Source organism: Cucumibacter marinus DSM 18995 (assembly GCF_000429865.1).
Taxonomy (GTDB): domain Bacteria; phylum Pseudomonadota; class Alphaproteobacteria; order Rhizobiales; family Devosiaceae; genus Cucumibacter; species Cucumibacter marinus.
On record NZ_AUCR01000001.1, the window covers coordinates 558,369 to 583,343 of the forward strand.

The 24,975-nt window shown below is 62.2% G+C and carries 21 protein-coding genes; 5 read left to right on the forward strand and 16 right to left on the reverse strand.

Going from position 1 to position 24,975, the window contains the following annotated elements:
- Window positions 1-3: 3 nt before the first annotated feature.
- The 4 genes from acpS to rpoZ all read right to left on the reverse strand — a co-directional run bounded on the left by acpS (window position 4) and on the right by rpoZ (window position 3,852).
- Window positions 4-423: a holo-ACP synthase gene (gene acpS / locus G489_RS0102875; RefSeq protein WP_029040245.1), complete on the reverse strand. Its 420-nt coding sequence runs from the start codon at window positions 421-423 to the stop codon at window positions 4-6.
- On the reverse strand, window positions 420-1,004 hold the full coding sequence (gene pyrE, locus G489_RS0102880; RefSeq protein ID WP_029040246.1) for an orotate phosphoribosyltransferase: 585 nt from the start codon (window positions 1,002-1,004) through the stop codon (window positions 420-422). The genes acpS and pyrE overlap by 4 nt, the downstream gene beginning before the upstream one ends.
- A 61-nt stretch (window positions 1,005-1,065) precedes the next feature.
- Window positions 1,066-3,360 (reverse strand): RelA/SpoT family protein, encoded by a 2,295-nt coding sequence (locus G489_RS18840; RefSeq protein ID WP_051332242.1) that lies wholly within the window; start codon window positions 3,358-3,360, stop codon window positions 1,066-1,068.
- Between the two features lie 123 nt (window positions 3,361-3,483).
- On the reverse strand, window positions 3,484-3,852 hold the full coding sequence (gene rpoZ, locus G489_RS0102890; protein WP_029040247.1) for a DNA-directed RNA polymerase subunit omega: 369 nt from the start codon (window positions 3,850-3,852) through the stop codon (window positions 3,484-3,486).
- A 269-nt stretch (window positions 3,853-4,121) separates the two neighbouring features.
- Between rpoZ and G489_RS0102895 the strand changes: the two genes are divergently transcribed.
- Together G489_RS0102895 and G489_RS0102900 are read left to right on the forward strand one after the other, a co-directional pair.
- Entirely contained in the window at window positions 4,122-4,685 is a 564-nt protein-coding gene (locus G489_RS0102895; protein WP_029040248.1) for a LabA-like NYN domain-containing protein, read from the forward strand.
- Between the two features lie 14 nt (window positions 4,686-4,699).
- Window positions 4,700-5,347, forward strand: coding sequence for a uracil-DNA glycosylase (locus G489_RS0102900; protein WP_029040249.1), 648 nt, complete (start codon window positions 4,700-4,702; stop codon window positions 5,345-5,347).
- A 521-nt stretch (window positions 5,348-5,868) separates the two neighbouring features.
- On the opposite strand, the gene smpB is transcribed toward G489_RS0102900, so the two are convergent.
- Both smpB and dapA read right to left on the reverse strand, forming a co-directional pair.
- Complete coding sequence (gene smpB / locus G489_RS0102905; protein ID WP_029040250.1) at window positions 5,869-6,327, reverse strand: SsrA-binding protein SmpB; 459 nt, start codon at window positions 6,325-6,327, stop codon at window positions 5,869-5,871.
- A 42-nt stretch (window positions 6,328-6,369) separates the two neighbouring features.
- Entirely contained in the window at window positions 6,370-7,245 is an 876-nt protein-coding gene (gene dapA, locus G489_RS0102910) for a 4-hydroxy-tetrahydrodipicolinate synthase (protein ID WP_029040251.1), read from the reverse strand.
- 283 nt (window positions 7,246-7,528) lie between these two features.
- Here dapA and G489_RS18845 point away from each other — a divergent pair, with 283 nt between their 5' ends.
- Window positions 7,529-9,574: a lytic transglycosylase domain-containing protein gene (locus G489_RS18845; RefSeq protein ID WP_051332243.1), complete on the forward strand. Its 2,046-nt coding sequence runs from the start codon at window positions 7,529-7,531 to the stop codon at window positions 9,572-9,574.
- A 67-nt stretch (window positions 9,575-9,641) separates the two neighbouring features.
- Window positions 9,642-10,559, forward strand: coding sequence for an alpha/beta hydrolase (locus G489_RS0102920; RefSeq protein WP_029040252.1), 918 nt, complete (start codon window positions 9,642-9,644; stop codon window positions 10,557-10,559).
- 16 nt (window positions 10,560-10,575) lie between these two features.
- On the opposite strand, the gene G489_RS18850 is transcribed toward G489_RS0102920, so the two are convergent.
- The 3 genes from G489_RS18850 to G489_RS0102940 form a co-directional block, all read right to left on the reverse strand.
- Entirely contained in the window at window positions 10,576-11,244 is a 669-nt protein-coding gene (locus G489_RS18850; protein WP_029040253.1) for a hypothetical protein, read from the reverse strand.
- A 161-nt stretch (window positions 11,245-11,405) separates the two neighbouring features.
- Window positions 11,406-14,579: an OmpA family protein gene (locus tag G489_RS0102935; RefSeq protein ID WP_029040254.1), complete on the reverse strand. Its 3,174-nt coding sequence runs from the start codon at window positions 14,577-14,579 to the stop codon at window positions 11,406-11,408.
- Window positions 14,580-14,901: 322 nt separating this feature from the next.
- Complete coding sequence (locus tag G489_RS0102940; protein ID WP_029040255.1) at window positions 14,902-16,188, reverse strand: hypothetical protein; 1,287 nt, start codon at window positions 16,186-16,188, stop codon at window positions 14,902-14,904.
- Window positions 16,189-16,653: 465 nt separating this feature from the next.
- Here G489_RS0102940 and G489_RS0102945 point away from each other — a divergent pair, with 465 nt between their 5' ends.
- Window positions 16,654-17,403: an SDR family oxidoreductase gene (locus tag G489_RS0102945; RefSeq protein ID WP_029040256.1), complete on the forward strand. Its 750-nt coding sequence runs from the start codon at window positions 16,654-16,656 to the stop codon at window positions 17,401-17,403.
- 5 nt (window positions 17,404-17,408) lie between these two features.
- Here the strand turns inward: G489_RS0102945 and G489_RS0102950 are convergent, their stop codons facing one another.
- The 7 genes from G489_RS0102950 to G489_RS0102980 form a co-directional block, all read right to left on the reverse strand.
- Window positions 17,409-18,113, reverse strand: coding sequence for an endonuclease/exonuclease/phosphatase family protein (locus G489_RS0102950; protein ID WP_029040257.1), 705 nt, complete (start codon window positions 18,111-18,113; stop codon window positions 17,409-17,411).
- A gap of 257 nt (window positions 18,114-18,370) precedes the next feature.
- Window positions 18,371-19,009, reverse strand: coding sequence for a cupin domain-containing protein (locus G489_RS0102955; RefSeq protein WP_155889293.1), 639 nt, complete (start codon window positions 19,007-19,009; stop codon window positions 18,371-18,373).
- 103 nt (window positions 19,010-19,112) lie between these two features.
- The gene (locus tag G489_RS0102960) at window positions 19,113-19,871 is read right to left on the reverse strand and encodes an SDR family NAD(P)-dependent oxidoreductase (RefSeq protein WP_035871215.1); all 759 of its coding nucleotides are present in this window, start codon (window positions 19,869-19,871) and stop codon (window positions 19,113-19,115) included.
- A 33-nt stretch (window positions 19,872-19,904) separates the two neighbouring features.
- On the reverse strand, window positions 19,905-21,110 hold the full coding sequence (locus G489_RS0102965; protein ID WP_051332244.1) for a M20 aminoacylase family protein: 1,206 nt from the start codon (window positions 21,108-21,110) through the stop codon (window positions 19,905-19,907).
- Complete coding sequence (locus G489_RS18855; RefSeq protein ID WP_245578797.1) at window positions 21,100-22,980, reverse strand: dipeptide ABC transporter ATP-binding protein; 1,881 nt, start codon at window positions 22,978-22,980, stop codon at window positions 21,100-21,102. The genes G489_RS0102965 and G489_RS18855 overlap by 11 nt, the downstream gene beginning before the upstream one ends.
- Window positions 22,977-23,900 carry an ABC transporter permease gene (locus tag G489_RS0102975; protein ID WP_029040261.1) on the reverse strand — a complete coding sequence of 308 codons (924 nt, stop codon included), beginning with the start codon at window positions 23,898-23,900 and terminating at the stop codon, window positions 22,977-22,979. The genes G489_RS18855 and G489_RS0102975 overlap by 4 nt, the downstream gene beginning before the upstream one ends.
- Before the next feature lie 9 nt (window positions 23,901-23,909).
- Window positions 23,910-24,899 carry an ABC transporter permease gene (locus tag G489_RS0102980; RefSeq protein ID WP_029040262.1) on the reverse strand — a complete coding sequence of 330 codons (990 nt, stop codon included), beginning with the start codon at window positions 24,897-24,899 and terminating at the stop codon, window positions 23,910-23,912.
- Window positions 24,900-24,975: the final 76 nt, after the last annotated feature.

Consider the following 24,975-nt stretch of genomic DNA (forward strand, 5'->3'; position numbering starts at 1 on the left):
CGATTATGCCGCCGGGCCGCCCGGGTCAACCGGCAAGGCCTCGATGATGACAAAGGCCTGGGCCATGCCATAGTCGTCGGTGATGCTAACATGGATATGGGGCACGTGTCCGGAAGGAACAAGGCGATGCAGCATGCGCTGGGCGCCGTTGGTGAGCTGCATTGTCGGCTTGCCGCTGGGCAGGTTCACCACTCCCATATCGCGCCAGTAGACCCCGTGGGACAGCCCAGTGCCGAGCGCCTTGGCGCAGGCCTCCTTGGCCGCGAACCGCTTGGCATAAGAGGCCGCGCGGGCGCGGCGGCGATCCGACTTGTTCCGCTCGATTTCGGTGAAGCAGCGATAGGTAAAGCGCTCGCCATATTGCTCGAGCACTCGCTCGAGCCGGGCGATGTCACACAGATCGTTGCCGAGCCCGATGATCATTGCAGGCCACGGCTGCCAGGTTTGACCGCCGGAATGGCCGCCAGTTCGGGCGGCAAGGCGTCAGCCGGATAGGCCGGCACTTCGTATTCGGCCAGCGCGATCAGTGGCACGCCCACATCGGCCTTGCCGGCAGAGCGGTCGACGAGGCACGCGGCCGCCACAACCTCGGCGCCCAGCGCCTTGAGACAATCGACGCATTCGCGAATCGAGAGGCCCGTCGAGACGATATCCTCGACAACAATCACCTTCTCGCCCGGCTCGATATGAAAGCCCCGGCGCAGTTCGAACTGACCGTTGACGCGTTCGGTGAATATCGCCGGGACCTTGAGATGCCGTGCGGTTTCATAGCCCGGAATGATGCCCCCGACCGCCGGAGACACGACCTGGGTGAAGTCTCCTACCCCGCTTGCACGGATCTTGCCGGCCAACGCCCTGCACAGAATTTCAGCCTTGTCCGGGTGCATGAAAACATGCGCCTTTTGCAGGAAAACCGGCGAGCGCAGTCCCGAAGAGAGGATAAAATGCCCTTCGAGGATGGCACCGCATTGCTTGAACACGGCAAGCACCTCGTCGCGGGTCATTGAAGCCTCGGATACGGCCTTGGGCTCAGTCATGCGTCGATCCTTGTCATGAGGGCTGCCATCATGCGGGGCTCTGTTCGGCCCGTGCGCCGCTGCCATTGAGTTGTGGCCGGTTTAGTGCGGCAAAGGCGGCGGCCTCGTCAACCGAGGCGCGATGCACCTCGGTCAATCCCGGTGTGCGCTTGAGGGTTGTCAACACATCGTTGAGCTGGGTCACATCGCGCAGTTCGAGTTCGAACAGCATGGCATGGAAATCGGGCGAGATGGCATGCACCAGCACATTGTGGATGTTCGCATCGCAAGCGGCGATGGCCGCAGTGACCTGGGCAAGCGCGCCGGGCCGGTTGACCGCGTTAAGCGCGACGACGCAGCGATGCAGCCGGTCTTCGTTTTCCTTCAGGTCCCAGCGTACATCGAGCCAGATCACATCGGCATCGTGATGGGCGACCAGAGCTTCGGAATCAATGGGATAGACGGTGACGGTCTTGTCGTCGCCATAGATCCCCACCAGCCGGTCGCCGGGCACCGCCCCTTCGACCGAGATCAGCACCGGGGTATTGAATTCGAGCGTCCGACCCGAGGCGCCATTGGCGATTTTCACCGTCTGGCCGCCTGGAATGCGGAAGCGGAACATTTCGGAGGCCCGCAAGGCGAACCAGCCGTCGGCGCTTGTGCCCGCGGGCAAAGTCAGGTCGCGGCGGCGCTGCGGGCTCTTGCCGCGCAGGGCCCACATCTCGCGGGCCAGATCGTCGCTGTCTATGCGGCCTTCCCCGAGCGCGGTCAGCAATTCATGTTCATTGGTCAGCGAGAGCGCTGTCAGCAGATTGTGCTGCTCCTTCTCGGTGAGCTGAATGCCTTCGCGCTCGACCACAGCCGCGCGGATCTGGCGGCCCAGCACTTCGGCGCGTTGATGCGCGGCCTGACGCACGGCCCGGCGGATGGCTGCACGGGCCTTGCCGGTGACCGCGATATTCTCCCAGTTGGGCGGCGGCACATGCGCCGGGTCGCGGATGATCTCGACCTCGTCGCCGTTCCGCAGCGTTGTGATCAGCGGCAGGATGGCGCCATTGATCTTGCAGCCAACGGTGCTGTCGCCGATGTCGGTATGCACCGCATAGGCGAAATCAATCGGGGTGGCGCCGCGCGGCAAGGCGATCAGCCGCCCGCGCGGGGTGAAACAGAACACCTGGTCCTGGAACAGTTCGAGCTTGGTGTGCTCGAGGAACTCCTCGGGGTTTTCGCCCTCGGTCAGATGCGCGATCGTGGCCCGCAGCCAGCCATAGGCGCGGCTTTCAGTCTCCAACCGCGACATGTTCCCGGAGATCGCGTCCTTGTAGAGCGCATGAGCGGCGATGCCGTATTCGGCCACCTGATGCATTTCGCGGGTGCGAATCTGCAGTTCGACGCGCTGGCGGTTCGGCCCCACAATGGTGGTGTGAATCGAGCGGTAGTCATTCTGCTTGGGGGTCGAGATGTAATCCTTGAACCGGCCGGGCACGACCGACCAGCGCGAATGCACCACCCCCAGCGCGCGATAGCAGTCATCGACCGTGTCGACGATTACCCGGAACCCGATAATGTCCGAGAGCTGTTCGAGGCCGATGGATTTGCGCTCCATCTTGCGGAACACCGAATAGGGCCGCTTGAACCGCCCCTGCACCCTAGCGGCAATCCCCTTCTCTTCGAGATAGCGGGAAAGCTCGTCGGTGATCTGCTTGACCGAATCCGCCGCCTCTTCCTGGTATGCCTTCAACCGCGCCGTCAGCGCCTCGTAATGCTCGGGCTGCAGAACCTTGAACGCCAGGTCCTCAAGCTCGGAGCGCATGTCCTGCATGCCCATGCGCCCGGCCAGCGGGGCATAGATATCCATGGTCTCCTGCGCGATGCGACGGCGGGAGGCCGGCTTCATGAACTCGAGGGTGCGCATGTTGTGCAGCCGGTCCGCGAGCTTGACCAGCAGCACGCGCACATCCTCGGCGATGGCGAGCAGGAGCTTTCTGAGGTTTTCGGCCTGCGCTTCCTCGCGCGACATCAGGTTGAGCCGCTCGATCTTGGTCAGCCCTTCCACCAGGGCGCCGATCTCGGCGCCGAACATCTGGTCGATCTCGACCCGGGTCGCATCGGTATCCTCGATCGTGTCATGCAGGAGCGCGACCGCGACAGTGGCGTCGTCGAGATGCAGGTCGGTCAGGATGGCTGCGACTTCGAGCGGGTGGGCGAAATAGGGATCGCCCGAGGCACGCTTCTGCATGCCGTGTTTTTGCATGGCATAGACGTAAGCCTTGTTGAGCAAGGCTTCGTCGGCATTCGGATTATAGGCCTGGACACGCTCGACCAGCTCGTACTGACGCATCATGGGGCGTCACGACACTCCAACTCGATTCCGCTCAGCGGGCGATGCCGCCCGCCAAATAAAAAGGCGCCCGCGTCGCCGCAAGCGCCCTCAAATTGTAACGTTGTCGCCTTTTGCGGCGCAAGATCAATCGTCGCGGCGCTCAGGCGGAGCCAGCCCTTCGATGCCGCGCAGCAGTTCTTCTTCGCTCATCTTGTCGAAGCTGACGGAATCATCGTCACCCTGGCTTTCGATGACCGGCGCGGTTTCGGGCTCGGGCTCGTCCACTTCAACATGCTTTTGCAGCGAGTGGATGAGGTCTTCCTTGAGGTCTTCCGGCGAGATGGTGCCATCGCCGATTTCACGCAGGGCAACGACGGGATTCTTGTCATTGTCGCGGTCGACGGTGATCTGCGCACCGGTCGAGATCAGGCGCGCCCGATGGGCAGCGGCCATGACGAGCTCGAAGCGATTGGGGATGCGTTCAATGCAATCTTCGACGGTGACGCGCGCCACGTGCAATCTCCTGATGACGGGAAAACAGGCGTTCCCTACATCAAGGCCGCTGGGAATTCAAGCTTTCCGATGCGAGCGGGTGCGACATGGCCGCTCACCCGCGCGCGCAATTCATTTCACCTGTTTTTTCAGTTCCGAGGTGAGTATGGTGGCATTGTAACGAACGCCGAAGGTGCAATTTTCAGGTGTTCGCCGTGCCGGCTCAGGTGATTGAACCGGAAGCGGATTGAAAACGTTGTTTGTTTTAAGAGATTTGAGGTAGCCGATATATGCCGGACCAGCGCGAGAAGATTGTTCTGTTCATCGATGGTGCGAACCTTTACGCCACCGCCAAAGCGCTTGGAACCGACCTCGACTACCGACGACTTCTCGATGAATTCCGAAAAGACGGCTATCTGCTGCGCGCCTATTACTACACGGCGCTGGTCGACGATCAGGAATATTCCTCGATCCGGCCGCTGATCGACTGGCTCGACTATAATGGCTACACCGTAGTCACCAAGCCGGCCAAGGAATTCACCGACCCGCAGGGCCGGCGCAAGATCAAGGGCAATATGGATATCGAGCTGGCGGTCGACGCGCTCGAAATGGCCCCGCATTACGATCACATCGTCCTGTTCTCGGGGGATGGCGATTTCACCGCGCTGGTCGCCGCACTGCAGCGCAAGGGCAAGCGCGTGACCGTCGCCTCGACGCTCGCCACTGCCACGCCGATGATCGCCGACGATCTGCGCCGCCAGGCCGACACCTTCATCGAGGTTGCCGATCTCATCAAGCGCGCCGGACGGGTGCCCGCGGAAAACCGGGGGAATGTCACCCGGGATGACGACTGAGCCGCGCCCAGCCGATGTCTGAAACCCCTGCCCTTGCCGAACCGCCGCATGATTGCGCGCTGTGTCCGCGCCTTGCCGACTTCCGTCACGACAATGCCCGGCAATATCCCGAGTTCTTCAATGCGCCCGTGCCGAGCTGGGGCGATGCCAATGCCGCGATCATGATCGTGGGGCTGGCCCCAGGCCTCAAGGGGGCCAACGCCACCGGGCGCCCCTTCACCGGCGATTATGCCGGCGATTTGCTCTACGAGACGCTCAAGAAGTTCGGCCTCGCCTCGGGCGAATATGACAAGCGCCCGGATGACAGCCTGCGATTGCACAATGTCCGGATCTGCAATGCCGTGCGCTGCGTGCCGCCGCAGAACAAGCCCACCGGCGCCGAAATCAAGACCTGCCGACCCTTTCTGACCGGGAATATCGAGGCCCATGCCCCGATCAAGGTATTCGTGACCCTCGGGCGTATCGCCCACGATACCTTGCTGACGACTCTCGATCTCAAGCGCTCGGCCTACCCCTTCGGCCACGCCGCCCGGCACGATTTGCCCGATGGCCGCGTGATCTATGACAGCTATCACTGCTCGCGCTACAACACGAACACCGGCCGGCTGACGACCGAGATGTTCGAGGATGTGATCGGCAAGGCCAAGGCCGCCGCGGGTTAGGGCTGGGGTGCGCGACACGGCCCATCCTTCGAGGCTCGGCTGCGCCTCGCACCTCAGGATGAAGTAAGTGTTTTGGTTCGGGCGCCGTCCCACCCACTCCCGTCCCAGCGCGCCATTTCATTGCGGGTAAAACTGCGCTGTCGGCTTGCAGGGATTAATGGCAGGCTGGACAGCCTGCCGCTAGATTCCCGTTTTCACGGGAATGACACCGGTTGTTTGGCGAGGCCTTCGCCTCTCTCGCTCGTCATTCTCAGGCTTGACCCGAGAATCCATGATGAGTTGATGCGCGGGAACCGTAACATCCAGCCACGACCGCCGAAGTCTTTGCAGTGCCTCATGGACCCTCGGGTCAAGCCCGAGGGTGACGAGAAGAGTGGAAGATACGCGGTGCCACACCTTCCGCGCCGTCTCGGCCAACCTGCCGCTGGATTCCCGTTTTCACGGGAGTGACGCCGAGTTCGTCGGCGGGCTGCCCGAGGGTGACAAGGAAAGTGGAAGGTGCGGCGGTTCAGCCGCGGCCCCTAGCCGTGGTCCTTCAACAGGCGCTGTTTCTGGCGGTTCCAGTCGCGCTGTTTCTGGGTTTCGCGCTTGTCGAACTGCTTCTTGCCCTTGCCAAGGCCCAAAAGCAGCTTGGCCATGCCGCGGTCGTTGAAATAGAGCCGGAGCGGCACCAGCGTGTTGCCCTCTTTCTGGACGGCTCCGGAAAGCTTGTTCACTTCGCGCTTGTTGAGCAGCAATTTGCGTTTGCGCCGTTCGAAGTGGTTTAAGCGGTTGGCTTCGGCCAGTTCGGGGATGAAGGCGTTGATCAGCCAGATCTCGCCTTCCTCGGGCGAGGCATAGCTGTCGGTGATCTGGGCTTTGCCGCGGCGCAGGGATTTGACCTCTGTGCCGGTCAGCACGATCCCCGCCTCGACTGTGTCGAGGATCTCATAGTCGAACTTGGCCCGGCGGTTTTCCGCCACCGGGCCGGTCGAGATCATGCCGCTCTTGCCGGTCTTCTTGTTCTTGGCCATGACGCCGGCCTAAACGAGGCCCGCGATTTCGAGCGCTTCGTCAATGACCGCCCGGGTCGCGGGTGATACGGGCACGAGCGGAAGGCGAAGGTCTTCGGCGCAAATGCCGAGCCGGGAGGCGACATATTTGACGCCGGCCGGGTTGGGCTCGATGAACAGGGCCTTGTGAAGCGCGGACAGCTTGTCCTGAAGCGCAAGGGCGGTCTTGTAATCGCCCTTGAGGGTCGCTTCCTGGAACTGGGAACACAGCTTCGGCGCCACATTCGCAGAGACCGAGATGCAGCCAAGGCCGCCATGGGCATTGAAGCCGAGGGCGGTGATGTCCTCGCCCGAGAGCTGGATGAAGTCTTCGCCCACCACACGCCGGGTCGCCGACACGCGGGAAATGTCCGCGGTCGCGTCCTTGACGCCAATCACGTTGGGGTTGGCCTTGCGGATCGCGGCCATGGTCTCGACCGAGATGTCGATCACGGTGCGCGGCGGAATATTATAGAGAAACACCGGCATGGTGCTGGCCTTGCCGATCGCCTCGTAATGGGCGACGAGACCGGCGGCATTGGGCTTGTTGTAGTAGCCGGTGACCGAAAGCACCGCATCCGCGCCAACGGATTCGGCGTGCTTGATGAAATCGATGGCTTCAGCGGTCGAGTTCGAGCCAGCACCGGCAATCACCGGGATGCGTTTGTCTACCACCTCGACACACAGTTTGATGAGGTCGCGGTGCTCCTCATGGGTCAGGGTCGGCGATTCACCGGTGGTCCCGGCCGGCACGACACCGTGGGTCCCTTCGGCAATCTGCCATTCGAGGAGACGGACAAAAGCTTCCTTATCGACCGCCCCGTCACGGAACGGGGTGATCAGTGCGGTAATCGACCCGCTGAACATGCAGTATTCCTTCTATTCCTGCGTCAATGGAACCGTGGCCCCATTCACGCCCCGGGCGTGCCCCGGTGCGGCCATGGCGACACCATGGTTTGGCTTGAGTTGTGCACCATAATGGCAAGTCCCGGTGGCGACAAGAAGCCCGTTTGGTGGCCTAAATCCATCGAACTGGCAAGCGTCTCAACGGTTTGTTCACCTTGAAGGCGCACCATGCGTCACCGAGCCTCAAGGGTGCGGGGGCACCTTGTTGGACAGGTTGTAACGCGTCGGACCAACAGGCCGGATCATGTTTCGCAGTTTCTCGAGAGCGCCGCTTGCGCGGCTCGCCCGAACCGCCACCGTCGCCGCGATGCTGATCGCGGCAGGCACGGGTGCAGGCATCGCCAAAGACCCTATTGCCAGCCTGATCACCAATTCGGTCAGTCAGAGCAGCATTCAGCCGCTTGAAGCCAATGGCTCGATCGGGTTCCGCAAGGCCGCCAACCTGCTGGAAGACGGCAAATATGCCGAAGCCTATGCCATGGCGCGCGGGCTGCAGCATCCGGTCGAACGCCGGGCCATACAGTGGGCGGCGATCTATTTCGGCAAGGGCGAAGTCGACTATCAATCGGTGGCCCGGTTCGCCGAAGATGCCCCGCATTTCGCCTCTGCCTCGCTTTACAGGACCCGACTCGAACAGGCGCTCATCAAGGGCAATCCCGGCGCCAACGAGGTCATCTCGCTGCTTGGCGGGGAGATGCCCAACACCGTCGAGGGCCAGATTGCCCTGGCGGCCTCCTATGTGAAGACCGGGCAGGTCGACCGTGGGATGCGGATCGTTCAATACATCTGGACGAACAACAAGTTGGATCCCGAACTTGAGAATGTGATTCTCGGCATGTTTGGTGGCCGCCTGACCCGCGAGGACCACTGGCAGCGTGCGGTCATGTTGTTGATGCACGACCGTGCCACAGGCACCGAGCGGATCATGCAGTATCTCAGCCCCGCTCAGCAGAGCCTGGCGGTGGCGCGCATTGCCGTTTCACGCAAGGCGAGCAATGCAGCGGCGTTGATCGACCGCGTCGATCCCGCCTATCGCGATCATCCTCTGCTTTGGTTTGCGCGCGCGCAATGGGCTCGGGACAACGGCCTTCTGACCCAGGCCGTCGACCGGCTCAACAGCGCATCTGGCGCCCTGCCCGAATCCGAATTGTGGTGGTATGAGCGCCGGGACATTGCCCGCAAACTGCTTGCTGCCGGCGACGCGCGTACGGCCTACAAGGCGGCTGCGGGTTACACGGATGGGCCCGAGGGCCGCGTGGTCGACGCGAACTTCCATGCCGGCTGGATTGCATTGCAATTCCTCAAGGACCCGAACACCGCGGTCACCCATTTCCGCAAGCAGGCGAGCCTTTCCACCCTGCCGACCTCGATCACCCAGTCGAACTACTGGCTCGGCCGCGCCTACGAGGCGGCGGGGAATTCGAGCGCGGCGCGCGAGGCCTATTCGAAAGCGGCGCAGTTCGGGCAGGTCTATTACGGCCAGCTGGCGCGCGAAAAGCTCGGCATGGGCGAAGTGGGCCTGCGCCCCCTGCCCGATTGGCAGCACCGCGAGGTCGCCTTCGAGGCGCGCGAGACCGTTCAGGCCGTAAGGCTGTTCATCGCCAACAAGCATGGCGCGTTCGCTGAGCCGCTGCTGCGTCACACCGCCTATCAACTCACCGATGGCGGCGAATTGCTGCTGGCGGCCCGCCTGGCACAGGATTTCGAGGCGCATAACCTCGCCATCCTGATTGCAGACATCGCGGACGGGCGGGGCTCTGCGCTTGACCTTTTCGCCTTCCCCAAGGATGGCCTGCCGACCCATTACAAGATCGCCGACATCGACCGTGCTGCGGTCTATGCAGTCGCGCGGCAGGAAAGTCACTTCGACCGCGATGCCATCAGCCATGCCGGTGCGCGCGGGCTGATGCAGCTGATGCCGGCCACGGCACGGGAAACCGCGGGCAAGCTGGGGCTTGGCTATTCAGCTTCCCGGCTCACCAGCGACCCCGCCTACAATGCGTTGCTTGGGTCGACCTATCTCGCCCAACAGTTGGACCGCTATGATGGTTCACTGGTACTAGCGGCGGCGGCCTATAATGCCGGTGCTGGCAATGTGAACAAATGGCTTCGCGCCAATGGCGACCCGCGCTCCTCGAGCGTTGATGTGGTCGACTGGATCGAACAGATCCCGTTCACCGAGACGCGCCACTATGTTCAGAAGGTTCTGGGCAACTATCAGGTTTATCGTGCCCGTATGGGTGACGAGAAGCTGCGCATCAGTTCCTATCTGCACCGCATCCCGAACTAGGCTACGGCAGCGAGCGATTTGAGCCGATGCGGCTTTGCTGTATGACGCGGCGATGGGAAAGCCGCCAATGACCTCCGACACTGCCGATGACCCGGGCGCATTTCGCATCACCGTAGGCGATGCGCGACGGGTGATTGCAGGTCGGTTGACCGGCAATTTTTCGGACCCGGACCGTCTGCCGCTTGTCTGCCTGGCCGGTCTTCACCGCAATCAACGGGACTTCACCGATCTGGTCAGCGGGCTCGGCCAGCAATTGGGGCCGGACTGGCCGGTGATCACCCTTGATCTGATCGGGCGTGGCTCCTCGTCACGGGAACTGCGCGGCACCGAATACTCGACGCTGCGCGACGCCCGCGATGTAATGGCTGTGTTGCGCTCATTCGGCGTGCACAAGGCTGTCTGGCTCGGCCAGGGACATGGCGGGCAGGTAATCATGGCCGCCGCAGTGGCCCAGCCCGGCATGATTGCCGGCGCCATCCTCAACGACAGCGGTCCGGTATTGGCCGCCGGCGGCCTGGTGCGCCTCAGGGATAATCAGAAGCATCTCAATGGGCTCAAACGTGCCGACAGTTTCGAACACGCCTATTCCAGGCTGCTTGCCGGCCGGTATCCGGGTCTTGAGGAAACTGCGGTCAACCTCATGGTCTGGCGCACCCACGAGACCGACCGGCGTGGACGCGTGCGCCCGCGCTATGACGAGCGACTGCTGGCGCCTCTGGATGAGCTGGCATTCGACGACCGGCTCGATGCCCGATGGGAGATGTTCCAGGCCCTGGGCCATGCCCCGCTAATGCTGATGCGCAGCGGTCTCACCGACCTGTTGAGCGCCGAAACCTTCGCCGAAATGGCCGAAGCACGGCCCGACGCGGTGGTCATCGAAATCGAGAACCAGGGCACTCCTGCCCTTTTCAACAAGCCCGAACATTCGGGTGCCGTGGCGGGGTTTGTCAGCACGGTCAGCAAGACCATGCGCGACGCGCTGTGAGCCGGCGGAGAACCGGTCAGCTGTCGGACAGTTCTTTTGCCTGGCTCACCCACTCCTCGCGGTCGATGCGGCCCTTGAAGGACAGATAGCTGTCGACCCAATCGATCGTCTTGCGGTCCCAGACCGCGACCTGATCGAAATGGAAGATACCAAGCCCGTTGAGCGTATCCTCGATCTTGGGACCGATGCCCTTGATCTGCTTGAGGTCATCCTTGTTGCCGCCACGCGGTTCGGACAGCCCCTTGGGGCGGGCCCCGGCGCCGGCACGGGCGTCAGCCTCGGCTGCAGCATCGAGATCGGCGGGTTTGGGTGCCTCACCGCCCTCAGCTTCCGCTTTGGCGTCCTTTTTCGCGTCGCCTCCGTCCGCAACCGCAGACGGATCCTGGGTATCGCCGGTGGCCGCGGCCTTGTCCTCGACAGCGGGGGAATCGGTCTCCGCATCGTCTTCGTCATTGCCCGGATCGCGCGGCGTTTCCGTGATGCCGGAGAGCCCGGCGGCACTCGCGGCGCCAGTGGCCGCGCTGGTGATCACCTCCGAGCGCCGGGTGGTCGCGCTCTGCTCATCGGCTTGAGTGGCGGGTCTGCCGGGCGCGAAGATGCGGCGCAGCAGATAGCCGATTATGCAGCCCAGCAGAAAGGCGGCGAGAACCAGCAGCGCGATCTCGATCACATGGGCGGTATTCATCGCGTTGCGCTCCGTCTCACTTCTTGTCCGCTGCGGGCGGCTGATAGCTCAGCCAGCCGGTGACGATGCCGATGGCGAGTGCGATCAGCAAATAGATCGCGTAATGCGAAATCAGAAAACCGATGGCATCCATTAGCGGGTCTCCCTTCTGACGGACCGCATCACTCACCCCCAGCCGGTTTCACCGTGAAGACGATGCGCCGGTTGCGGCTACGGCCGTCATTGGTGTCGTTGGAGGCGATGGGCAGGGTTTCGCCATAGCCGATGGCATAGAGCCGGCTGCGGTCGACACCAAGTTCGATCAGATGATCGACGACATTTTCGGCCCTCGAAAGCGACAGTGTCAGGTTGAATTCGGCATCGCCCACCGAGTCTGTGTGCCCTTCCACATGCACTTCTGCTTCAGGGCATTCATCGAGATAACCCGCCAGCTTTTCGAGCGCCGGCAAGGAATCCTCGTCGACTTCAATACTGCCCGAAGGGAACAGGATGGTGTTGATGGCCGAGAAATCCGCAACCTGGGCCCGGCACACATCAATCGGCGGGGGCGTAGTCAGATTGAGATCGAGCGGCTGCGGGGCGCTGGCCAGCCGCGCCTCGATATCGGCCTTGGCGCTCATTGAGGGCGCCTCGCCTTCGAGCGACCATCCGCCATCGGCATAGCTCAGGCGTCCCCCATCCAGGTCAGCCAGGACCCCAAGGCCGATGCCGGCCATATTGAGGAAGTTCTCCGGCTCACCGCCACGCACCGTGGTCAGATCGACGACACCGGCGCCCGCAGTGGCACGCAGGATATCGCGGATAGCGCCGTTGGGCACATTACCCGACAGGCGAATGGAACCGCCCTCACCGCGCTCCGCCCGCCAGCGATAGGGAACGACCACGGGTTCCGCTTTGGAGACTTCCGGCTCTTCAACCAGTTCGTCCACGACCGGTTCTTCCTCAGCGACGGGTTCCTCGGCAGGCTCTTCCTCGACAACAGGTTCTTGTGCAGGTTTTTCAACCACCGGCTCCGGTTCAGGCGCCGGGGCCGTCACCTGCACCACCCAGCCATATTCGGGCTGCGGATCTGCGGCGAGCGCCGCCAGCGCGGCTTCGCGGCCTGCGTCATCGGCAGCGCGGCCGGCAAAAGACCAGACCGTACCGTCGAACCGGACTGAGCCGGTTTCGACATTGGTGAGGGCCGCAAGGCCGTGCCCGGCGATGATGGCGAAGTCCACTGGTGCATTATCCGCTTCAGCAGCGACCGCAATCTCCTCGGATAGCGTGGCGTCCAGCCCGCCACCCTGGGCCGACCATGTAAAGGGTTCGGGCGCAGCCTCGACCATGGGCTCGGCTTCCGCCGGCTCTTCCTCGACGACAGGTTCTTCCTCGACGACAGGTTCTTCGGCGGGTTCTTCCACCACCGGCTCGGGGTCAGGCGCCGGGGCCGTCACCTGCGCCACCCAGCCATATTCGGGCTGCGGATCTGCGGCGAGCGCCGCCAGCGCGGCCTCGCGGCCTGCGTCATCGGCAGCGCGGCCGGCAAACGACCAGACCGTCCCATCAAATCGGATCGTACCGGTTTCCACATTTGCTAGAGCTGCAAGACCGTGCCCGGCAATGATGGCGAAGTCCGCTGGTGCATTATCCGCTTCAGCAGCGACCGCAATCTCCTCGGACAGCGTGGCATCAAGCCCGCCGCCCTGGGCCGACCATGTAAAGGGTTCCGGCGCGGCCTCGACCATGGGCTCGGCTTCCGCCTCGATGGGCGCTTCAACCGCGGGTTCCTCCTCGACGACAGGTTCTTCCTCGACGACAGGTTCTTCGGCGGGTTCTTCCACCACCGGCTCGGGCTCAGGCGCCGGGGCCGTGACCTGCGCCACCCAGCCATATTCGGGCTGCGGGTCGGCGGCCAATGCCGCCAGCGCGGCTTCGCGGCCTGCGTCATCGGCAGCGCGACCGGCAAACGACCAGACCGTACCGTCGAACCGGACTGATCCGGTTTCGACATTGGTGAGGGCCGCAAGGCCGTGCCCGGCGATGATGGCGAAATCGGCCGGTGCATTATCAGCCTCTGCGGCGACCGCAATTTCCTCGGACAGTGTGGCGTCAAGCCCACCGCCCTGGGCCGACCATGTGAAGGGTTCAGGAGCGGCCTCGACCATGGGCTCGGCTTCCGCCTCCATGGTCGCTTCAACGGCCTGTTCCTCGGTGGCGGCCTCGTCTTCAACCGCAGATTCTTCAGCGGACTCTTCAACGACCGGCTGTTCTTCGGCCGGTATGGTTTCGGCCACATCGTCAGCCGAACCTGATTGCGTGTCCTCGAGATCAACGATAGATGGCGTTTCCACCGGCTCGACCGGATCAAGCGCGATATCCACGATCGAGCTTTCGAGCGCCGTCACGGCGGCAGTCACGGATTGTGCAACGTCTTCATCCGCTGGCTGTCCGGTGATTTTTGCATTGTTATCAATGATTTCGACAGCACCATTCTCAAGATGAATCAGCTGACCGATCAGCGCTACGGCTGACTCGACAAAGCCCTCAGGTGCGCCGGAACTCAGCACCAAGGTCGAATTGACTTCAAAACTGTCGGGGATCGCACCGGTGATGCGGTCCTCGGCATCGGCGCTGGGCACATTGCCATCCAGCGATACTGCGCTGTCATTGAATGCAGCGTTGAAGACATAGGGCGATACCAATGGCGGCTCGAGCGCAACCGTGCCGCGGGTCAGATCGCCCGGCAGTTGGCCCGCCAGCGTGTCATTGAGACCGTTGAACGCCATGCGATCGGCGGCGCGGCCGGCAAGTGAAAAGTCGAGACCATCCAGCGCGACCTCCCCCTCTTCAAGGGAACCGAGCTGAGACAAAGCGAAGCTCGCCGCTTCAACCCAGCTGTCGCGGTCGGGATACCCCGAAAGCAATTCGAGCTGATCGTCTGCGGTTGGTGCAATGCCGAGAAGCTCGTCACGGGCGCGTTCATCGGGAATCCCGCCGGTCAAGGTAATCGCGCCTTCGGCCTTGCGGGCCATGAAGGGATAGGGCGTGACCGTGGGAGCCAGGGTAGCCTGATTGTCCAGAGAACGCAGGCCATAGAGACCGGAAACGATGGATTCGGCACGACCAATCTGTTCGGCGCTGGTCGACAGGCCCGAAAGCGTGCCGTCGCGGCCATCGATCGCCAGTTTCGCCCAATCGAGCCCGGCATCTGCAAGAGCATAATCGCCGCGCAGATCGATGTCGGCTTCCATACGTCCTTCGGTCAGATAGACCGAGCCGAGCGTCACCGCTGCAACGGTAAGAACCCCCGGAATGATCCAGCGTGCCGGTCTAGCCGTGGAGAAAAAGCCCATGTCGCGCCGCTCCCTCGCGAATCTGAATTTCGTTCTGGACGGGCAGCCGCCGACTGCCCCATGCCTCTATGTCGCATTCCCAGGCTGGCAGCCGGAAACGCAACCAACGGCCCGGCGATCTCACCGCCCGGCCGGTTCACCACACCTTAGTGGGTTGAATATTGATTTCCAGAGCTTTTTGGCGGTTCTCAAGGAAATGAAAAGCCGTGAGGCGTCTTGAGAGTTCCCTCTTAACAGGATCCCCCGGCACTCTCATCACGCGACCGCACAAAAGAAAAGGCCCCGCCGAAGCGGGGCCTTTCCAGAACCATTGTCAGTCCGATTAGAAGGACTTGGACATGGAGAAGGTGCCGACGATGTCGCCGTCGCTTTCGTAGCGGATGGTCTTCGAAACCGAGGTGTCGTCAGACACGTCGAAGGTCAGACCAGCTTCGGCGTAAGCCGGGTCGCCGTTGTACTCGGTGCCAGCGGACAGGTTCAGAGTGAAGTAGTCCGAGAGCATCGCTTCGACGGTACCGGAGAAGCCAGCGTCCGAGGTGTCGATGTTGTAATCGGCACGAGCGGTAACCTTGACGGTGTCAGTGGCCTGGAAGCCGAGTTCGAAGAACACTTCGGTGTCGTCCCAGGTGCTGGTGATGCCACCGAAGGTCAGGTCGAAGGCGTCAAAGGTTGCGGCAACCTGGCCGGCCCAGATGTAGTCGGAGCCGTCGCCAGCCACAGCCATGTCGAAGGCGAACTGGTCAACCGAGAATGCAACGGCTGCGTTGAAGCCGTCCCAAACGAAGTTGAAGGTGTCCCAGCCGTGGTACAGAACGGTCAGGTGACCGGAGAAGCCGTCGCCATTGTCATAAGCAATGACGCCAACGCCACCAGCAGTGCCGGGGGTCGCGCCAGCGCCGTCGATGTTTTCGAGGCCCTTGGAGACCGACAGGCCGTTGCCGAAGTCGTGGGTCAGCTGAATGACGTGACCGCCAGTGTACATGGTCAGGTCGGTGCCATTGATGTCTTCGTTGTCGATGCCACCAAGATCGCTGAACTTGGCAACCGAGCCCTTGAGGCCGGCAGCAACAACAGTGGTGTCACCGAACGAAACCCAGGCTTCGTCGAAAGTGACGGTGTCGTCCGACTCGTCCCAGTAGTACATGTCAGCAGGCAGACCCGGGAAGTCAGCGTCGGTGCCGTAAACGGCTTCACCGCCATGCGAACCGGTCAGCGAGATGAATGCGCGGGTGGTACCGAAATCGGAATCACCGCGAACGTCGAAGTCGAGGTTCCACTCGGCCAGGCTCTTCTGGACGAAGGGAGCGTCTTCAGCGTTGATCAGCTCGTCGAACTGGCCGTCATCATCGGTGTCGTCGTACTGTTCCGAGTTGGTGCCGTCGCTGGTGCCCGACAGGTTCCACTCGAGGGTGTAGGTGACGTCACCCGAGATCAGCATGCAGTTCTGGTTGGAACCAGTGCTGCTGATGGTGATGCCGGTCATCATCTTCGAGTCGCAGAAGTCGAGCGAAAAGTCGTCGATGCTCATGTTGGCATCGGCGGCCATTGCGGTGCCGGCCGAAAGGCCAACCGCGGCAACCGAACCTACGAGCAGGCTCTTGAGTTTCATAATTACTGACCTCCAAATCAGTCGATCGTAGTTTGCCGGGTTCCGCCTCTTGCCCTCAGGGTCTCGCCTCACTGGGAAGCACGCCCCTCTTTCAAGATTTGTCCCGACGTTTGTCGAGATGCGACCACACTTGTTGGTGTGTGTTTGACGCCGCATCTGCGAACGACAAACGATTCCATGCATGGATTCGCAGGAGCAAACTTACCGAACGGGGGGTGTGGTGCAACTTAAGATGTGCGGGTAAACCGGTATCCGGGACGGGTTGCACCCTACCTGTTGCAGAATGAACACAGGATTGCCGCCAGCGGCGCCATATTTGTTGATAAAGCGTTAAAGGATCAGGCCAAAATCGCCCGAAACGCTTAATCCGCTGTGGTCAGGATTACCACAGTGTTAAGACCGGAAAGCCCGCCCATCGGGGGATGGGGCGGGCTGCCATTTGGTTAAGAGGACGAGGACCAGGGCATGGAAAGAGGCAGGGTTGCCATTGTCACCGGCGCCACCAGCGGGATCGGCCGCGCCATCGCGATCGGCATGGCCCGGGCGGGCTACAAGGTCATGGCGTGCGGGCGGCGGCGCGAGCGGCTGGCGGAAACAGTGGAACTGACCGGCGGCTATGACATCACCACCATGCGCTGCGATATCGCGGACCACAGCGCGGTGAAAGCGCTGGTCGCCGAGACCCAGGCAGTGTTCGGTCGGATCGATATTCTGGTCAATAATGCGGCCCGGACCCCCCCGGAGATGACCTTCGGCGATATCGACCCGCTCGAATGGCGTGCGACCATCGGCACCAATGTCAACGGCACCTTCTATATGGCGCAGGAGGTGTTCAAGGCGATGCGGGAGCAGGACCCGCAAGGCGGACGCATCATCAACAATGGCGCCGTCGATGCCCACTCCCCCCGTCCGCTGCAGGCGCCGCTCACCACCTCCAAGCACGCCATGACCGGCCTGACCAAGGCGATCATGATGGATGGACGGTTCTATAATATCGTGTGCAGCCAGATCGATATGGGCAATGTGCGCACGGATATGGGTCGGGCCTGGCTCGACAATGCCCTGCAGGCCGATGGCACGCGCGAGCAGGAACCGGTGTTCGGCATGCAGCATGCAGTCAACACCGTGCTGCATATCGCCGGGCTGCCGCTGGACACCAATATCCCTTTTGTGACGCTCACCCCCTCGATGATGCCCTATATCGGGCGCGGGTAGGACGGTCAGGCTGGCGGTGTGATCTTCAGTTTTGCCCAGACAGGCAGGTGATCCGACGCTTCGCGGGCCTTGTCCGACTGGTGGACGCCTGATTCCACGACCTCGATATCGGGCGTCGTGATGATCCGGTCATAGGACAACACCGGCCAGTGCGAGTGATAGCTGGGACCGGGGTGCGCGACATGGTGATCGCGGGAGAAGTTGGCGAGGCACCCTTTCTCCGTGCTCCATTCATTGAGATCGCCCATCATCACCGTTGGCAAGGCATGTTCGAGCTCCTCGAGCTGATCGAGCAATGCCTGGGACTGGCGTTTGCGCCAGAAGCCGATCAGCCCCAGATGCATGCCGATCACCCTCACCTTTTCCTCGCCATGGCGAATATCGGCCAAAACGGCACCACGCGGTTCAAAGGCCGGCAGATGGAGTTCGCGCTGGTCGATGATCTCGGTCCCGTCACGCACGAGAATCGTGTTGCCATGCCAGCCAAGCGAACGCTCGAGCGGTCCGAAGGACATCGGCGTATAGCCTGTCTCATTATGAATCACATCAGGCGGGATCGAGCTTTCGCGGCTGCCGAAACGGCGATCGACTTCCTGCAGCGCCACGACATCGGCGCCGATCTCGGCGATCACATCGAGCACGCGGCGCGGATGCCGGCGCCAGTCCGTGCCCACGGATTTGCGGATATTATAGGAAGCGACCAGAAGCATAGGCGGCGGCGGTAACGGTCCTCATGCCGGGCGAACCGGGTGATTCCGCGCCCGCCGCATCATGGCCACCTGCCCGCTTTCAGTTCAAGGCCGCTGCCGTTTTCAGCGGCTATATTCCGCCAATTCAGGTGTTGCGGGTCCGATGATCAGCGCCTCGTCCATGCCGATCGGACGTCTCGGAGCCTTCTTCGTCGCCGGGTGCCAAGAGGCAAGCGCCGGAGAGCACTTCAGGGGAAATCATCCCGGAAGACGGTCAATCAGAACGTCGGTGGCGTGCAGGTCCACAGAACGCTGGCCGGCTCGTCGCCGATATTGCGGTAGGAGTGGGGGATGTGCGAGCGGAAGCAAAAGGCATCGCCGGCCTTGAGAGCATGCACTTCACCATCGAGGATCAGTTCGATCTCGCCGCGTAGCACATAGCCGGTTTCCTCGCCCTCATGGGTGATCGAATCCCCGCTCTGTGCCCCGACATCGATGTGGTGGATGCTCGATTGCAGCAGGTGCCCGCCCTTATAGGGTATGATGCGCTCGACCGACACACCGGCCCAATCGCCGGGGTGATTGTCGAGCGTGATCAGGGGACGGTCGCCCGAGCGATAGACCGGCGTATCCTCGGGTTCGGTTTCCTCGAAAAGCCAGGAAATATTGGTCTCGAGCACGCGGACAAGACGATGGATCAGCGGCAGGGACGGCAGGGCCCGGCCATTCTCGGCCTTGGACAACAGGCTCTCTGAACACTGGCTGCGTTTTGCCAACTCCTTGAGGGTCAGCCCCTTGGTCTGGCGGGCCAGCCGCAGCTTCACTCCGAGGCGCCGCCGCGATTCGACGAGATCCTCGCTCTCTTCAACGCTTATTCTGTCCAGTTCCTCGACGGAATCCACTGCCTGCTCGTCCATGCTGCTTCCGGGGCCGTTTGCCGAACGCTGTCTCAGCGCCCGGCGGCCTCACCGTACCTTTATTGGCTACGCGATCATTTCACCGCCCAAAGCGGAGCGCAACTCAGTGCGCCATGCCGCCATCGACCATCATTTGTTTGGCAGTGATATAGCGGGATTCCTCTGATGCAAGAAAGGTGTACATCGGCGCGACTTCCTCGGGCACGCCCTGACGGCCAAGCGGCACCAGCTTCTTGACGATTTCGCCATGCGTCGCCTCCCCGCCCATGAATTCGATGGCAGGTGTGTTGAACGGGGTATCGATCCAGCCCGGCAACACGGAGTTGACCCGGATGTTGTCCGGGGCCAGTTCCTGCGCCAGCGCTGTGGTGAAGGCAAGCACCGCCCCTTTGGCCGAAGCGTAGGCGGTCATACCCGGGGCACCGCGCAGCCCGGCAAGGGAGGATGTGGTGATGAAGCTGCCGCCACCGGCGCGCCTCAGCGCAGGAGCGCCGTATTTGGCGGCAAACATGGTGCCGCGCGCATTGACCGCGAAGATCGCGTCCCAGACATCGGCCTCGATTTCCGTCACCGGCGCGGTGCGCATCAGCCCGGCAAAATACACGAGCGTATCGAGACCACCCATATCGCGTTCGGCCGCGGCGACAACATCCGCGACGGATTTCTCATTCCGCACGTCGCAGCCATAGCCGAAACAGGTTGCACCCCGATCATCGAGTTCGCGCACCAATTCGTTGACGCCCGTCTCATTGATATCGGCAATCGCCAGCTTGGCGCCGTTGCGGGCGAAATCCTCGCCCACGGCCTGGCCTATGCCCGTGGCAGCGCCGATCAGTAGCGCTCTTTTGCCTTCAAGTCTCATGTCAGTTCCTCCGTGCGGTTGGGTGCTTCCCGGTCATGGGTTGTTGCCGGTCAGACCGGCATAATTCTGTGCCAGCGCCACCCAGTAGCGCGCGCCGAGCGGGATCAAATCGTCGTTGAAGTCGAATGAAGGGTTATGCAGCGGCGTCTCGCGACCGTTGCCGATCCACGCATAGCTGCCTTGCTTGACCCCGAGCATGAAGGCGAAGTCCTCCGATGCCATGGAAGGCTGATAGTCCGTGATGACATTGCCGCTGCCCCAAAGGTCACCGGCCACATCGGCAGACAGCCGCGCGGCGGCGGCATCGTTCATCGTGACCGGGTAAAGCGGATCGAAATCGAGCGAGGCCTTTACTTCGTGGGCCGAGGCGGTTCCCGAAATGACCTCTTCCAACCGCCTGCGGACCAGCGCTCGCGCGCCTTCGGACAGCGCCCGGACTGTACCCTTCAACGTGACCTTGCCGGGCAGTGCGTTGAGTGCATCGCCACCATGGACCTGCGTCAGCGAGATCACGACAGGATCGAGCGCATTGACCGAGCGGCTGGCGATCGACTGGATCGCACCGATCAGGTTTCCCGACGCAACAATCGTGTCCGTCCCCTCATGGGGAAGCGCCGCGTGAGCGCCAGTGCCGGTGATCGTGATCGAAAACAGGTCCATCGCCGCCATGACCGCGCCGGGCTTGACTGCAAAGGTGCCGAGGTCAAGCCCCGGCCAGTTGTGCAGACCGAACACCGCCTCGCAGGGAAACCGGTCGAAGAGCCCTTCTGCGACCATTTGTTTCGCGCCGCCCTTGGCCTCTTCGGCAGGCTGGAAAATTACGTGGACTTCTCCGGGGAAGTCTCTGGTCTCAGACAGATATTCGGCCGCAGCCAGAAGCATGGTCATGTGTCCGTCATGCCCGCAGGCATGGGTGACTCCGGGACGTTGGGACAAGTGGTCATGATCGGCCTGCTCGACGATCGGCAGGGCATCCATATCCGCGCGCAGGCCGATGACAGGTCCCTGGCCCTGGCCTTTGATCGTGGCAACGACACCGGTACCGGCGAGGCCGGTAACCGGCACAAGGCCCATATCCGTCAGTCGCTCCACTATGAAGCGCGCGGTATCGTGTTCCTCGAAGCCGATTTCGGGGTTGCGATGCAGGTGATGGCGCCAGTCCACATATTTGCCCTGTCGTTCGGCAAAGAACTGCACCGTCCCGGCCTCGTCACCCTGCCTTTCTGCGTCAGCGTTCATCAGGCCCGCCCGCGGTGTTGGCATGTGGCTTCGGCATCTCCCCGATCGCCAGATGACATGCTGCGGCGTGACCTGCGCCGTCGTCGGCGCCGAGGCGTGGATCCTCGGTCTTGCAACGATCAAAGGCGAAGGGACAACGGGTCCGGAAACTGCAACCCGCGGGGATATCAATGGGATCTGGTGGCTCGCCCTCCAGCAGATAGTCCGAGGTGGCGTAGGGTTTGTCCTCTACGGTGGGCACCGCACTGAGCAATGCCCTTGTGTAGGGGTGCGCGGCCTCGGCAAACATGGGCTCATTGTCGGAAAGTTCGACGACCCGCCCCAGATACATCACCGCGATTCGAGCGCAGACGCGCCGGACCATGGCGAGGTCGTGGGAGATATAGATATAGGTGATCCCCCGGCGTTTCTGTATCGCCTCGAACAGTTCCAGGAGCTTGGCCTGTTCGACCTGGTCCAGCGAACTCAGCGTCTCGTCGAGGATCAGCAATTCGGGTTCGAGAACCAGGGCGCGGGCGATATTCACCCGCTGGCGTTGTCCGGCACTCAATCCCACGGGGAGCTGGTCATAGAGCTCTGTCGAAAGCCCGACTTCACTCATGGCCGCCTCGACCTTCTCGCGGAGTGCCCTACCGCTGGCCAATCCATGGATCAACAAGGGTTCGGCAATGGTGCGCCCGATCGACATATGGGCGGCAATAGCGTTGTAGGGATCCTGCAAGAGCAGCTGAAACCTGCGCCTGAGCTCAAGAAGCGGTTTACCCTTGAGGGTGGCGATATCGGTGCCCTCAAAGCGAATGTGACCGGCGTCAGGCGCCTCAAGGCAGCTCAACAGGCGTGAAAGCGTTGATTTCCCGCAGCCGGATTCCCCGATGATGCCGAAATTCTCGCCCTTGCGGACCTCGAAGCTGACACCGCGCACCGCCCGGACCAGCTTGTGGGCGAACAGCCGATTGCGGTCCCGCACCTTGTAGGTGCGGGCAACGTCGGTGACCTCCAGCACGATATCTCCGGTCGATGGCGCGGGGGGCGTTTCCGCGCCCTGCCAGATCCGCGGCACCTTGGCGATCAGCTCGCGGGTATAGTCGTGTTCCGGCGCCCTCAGAAGGGCGCTGACGGGCTGATGCTCGACAATCGAACCGTTCTCGAGCACCAGCACGTCATCTGCGATATCGGCAACAATGCCGAGCGCGGAGGAAATGAAGACAATCGACGTATCGAAATCCTGCTGCAGGTCGCGCAAAAGCCTCAGGATCTGAGCCGCCACGGTCACATCGAGCGGCTGGGTGATGTTGTCCGCGATCAGCAGCTTGGGGTCGGAGACCAGAGCATCCACGATCAGCGCGCGTTGCATCATGCCGCCCGAGAACTGAAACGGGTACTCGTCGAAACGCTGCTTGGAAGACGGGATGCGCACCGCATCAAGGGTATCGATCACCCGCTCCCTGGCTGTCGCTTCGTCCATGCCGGGCGACACCGCCTTGAGCTTTTCAAGGATCTGGTGACCGACCGGAATGGTCGGATCGAGCGCCGACGTTGGGTTGGCCCCGATATAGGCAAGTTCGCGGCCCCGCAGCGCGTTCACCTCGCGCTGGGGAAGTTTGAGCAGATCACGGCCGCCGTAATGGACCGCCCCTCCGGTGATGGTCAGCGGCGGTGAAATCCAGTTCACCAAGGCACGTGACAGCACGGTCTTGCCCGAGCCACTTTCCCCGATAATCCCGAGTACGGACTGCGGGGCGACCTCGAAGCTGATATCCGCAAGGATCGGCTTGATCCCTGCCCTGCCGGTCACACCGACCGACAGGTTCTCGACCTTCATGACCGGCGACGTTTCAGCCGCGGTTTCTAGAGCTGGCTGTCCCATCATTCGCCCCCCTGCAAGACTTGATTGCGGGCGCGTTCGAGTACGCCGCCCATGAGATTGAGGCTGCCGAGTGCAAGCGCCAGCAGCACACCGGGCGCGACCGTGATCCACCATGCGTTCAGCAGGTACTGGGTGCCCGAAGAGATGATGGTGCCGAAGGTTGGCGTCGGCGGCTGAATGCCGATGCCGATAAAGCCGAAAATCGCTTCGAAGATCATCATGCGGGCAATGTCGAGCACAGCGACAAAGGCGATCGGCGGCAGGATGGACGGCGCGATGTGCCTGATCATGATCCTGAGATCGCTCGCCCCCAGAATGCGGGCCGCGCGGACATATTCCTTTTCCCGTTCAGCCAAGGCGACCGAACGCGAGACCCGGGCATAGGTTGGCCAGCTGGCAAGGATCAGGACAAGGATGATCGTGAGCGGTGACGGGCGCGACAGTCCCAGAATGGTGATCGCGAGAATGATCACCGGGATCGACATCTGCACATCGGTCAAGCGCATCAGAACCACATCGACCCAGCCGCCCCGATAGCCGGCATAAATGCCGATGGCGCAGCCGAGAACGAACATGCCGATGACCGAGACGAGACCAATAGCGAAGGCGTTGCGAAGACCGATCAGCGAGCGCAGCAGCAGATCGCGTCCGAGCTGATCGGTGCCGAGGAAATGCGGGTACTGCCCGCCTTCCATGAAGATCGGCGGCAGAAAGCGCGCCGAGACGTTCATCTGGGTGGCCGAGGCGTCGATGATGTAGGGCCCAAAGATCGTCAGGAACATCATCGTGGCGAAGACCACCGCGGCGACCTTCATCTCGGTGAAGCCCCATGCCCGCTTGAGCATGCGGCGGGTCACGCCGGCGCCACGTTTGGCGGGAGCGAGATTGGGCTGGGTTGCCACTTCGACGGATGGATTGCTCATGGCCGCCCCCTAAAACTTCAGCCGGCGGTCGATCAGCGTCGAAGCGAAATCCACCAGCATGTTGATGATGACCAGGGCTGCGGACGCAAGGATCGCCACGGCCTGGATGATCGGGAAGTCGCGCTGGAACACCGCATTGATGGTCAGCATGCCGATGCCCGGATAGGAGAAGATGTATTCAACGACGAACAGGCCCCCCAGGAGCATGCCGATCATCTGGGCGCCGAACAGGTTCATCAGCGGCACGGCGGCATTGCGCAACACATGCTTGCCGATCATGTCGCGGCGGGAGATCCCGCGCACCAGACCCACGGAATAAAAGGTTTCGCCAAGATTCTGGGCGACCGACACCGAGATTGCCCGGATCATCACCGGTGAAAGCTCGACGGCGAGAACGATGGCGGGAATGATGGTGTATTCGAACCCGCGATAGCCGATGGCCGGTAACCAGCCTGTCTTGGCGGACAAAAGGAATATCAGCACCACCCCGACCCAGATATTGGGCAGGGAAACGAACAGTGAGCTTGTATACAGCCCGATCTTGTCCGGCCATCTGCCCGCATTGAGACCTGCAGCGATGCCAATCGGCACCGCGACAAGCAGCGCGAAGGCAATGCCGAGCCCCGCGAGCATCAGCGAATAAGGGAGCGCATTGGCGATCAGCCCGGCCACCGAAGCGCGGCTTTCGGGGTCGAAACCATCTGCGTCCTGGGAGCCGCCGGTGCTGCCGCCCTGCACGCCTCGGATATAGGAGCGTCCGAGGTCGCCGGTCGCCACCTCGCCGACAAAACGGCCGAACTGGATCAGCATCGGGTCGCGAAGACCCAACTCCTTCGCCGTTTCCTCAAGCGTGGTCTGGGACGCCATCGGGCCGAGAATGATCCGCATCGGATCACCGGGCACGATGCGCAAGAGAGTGAAAATCACGAATGCGACGAGCAGGACGATGACGAGGCCCTGGCTGATGCGCCGCAGAAAAAATTCAATCGCGAATGCCATCGAGAATTAGTCCCCTAAACGCGGCCGGAACGGACACGAGGCCGGTCCGGCGCGCGAAGCGAATGGGGGATGGCAC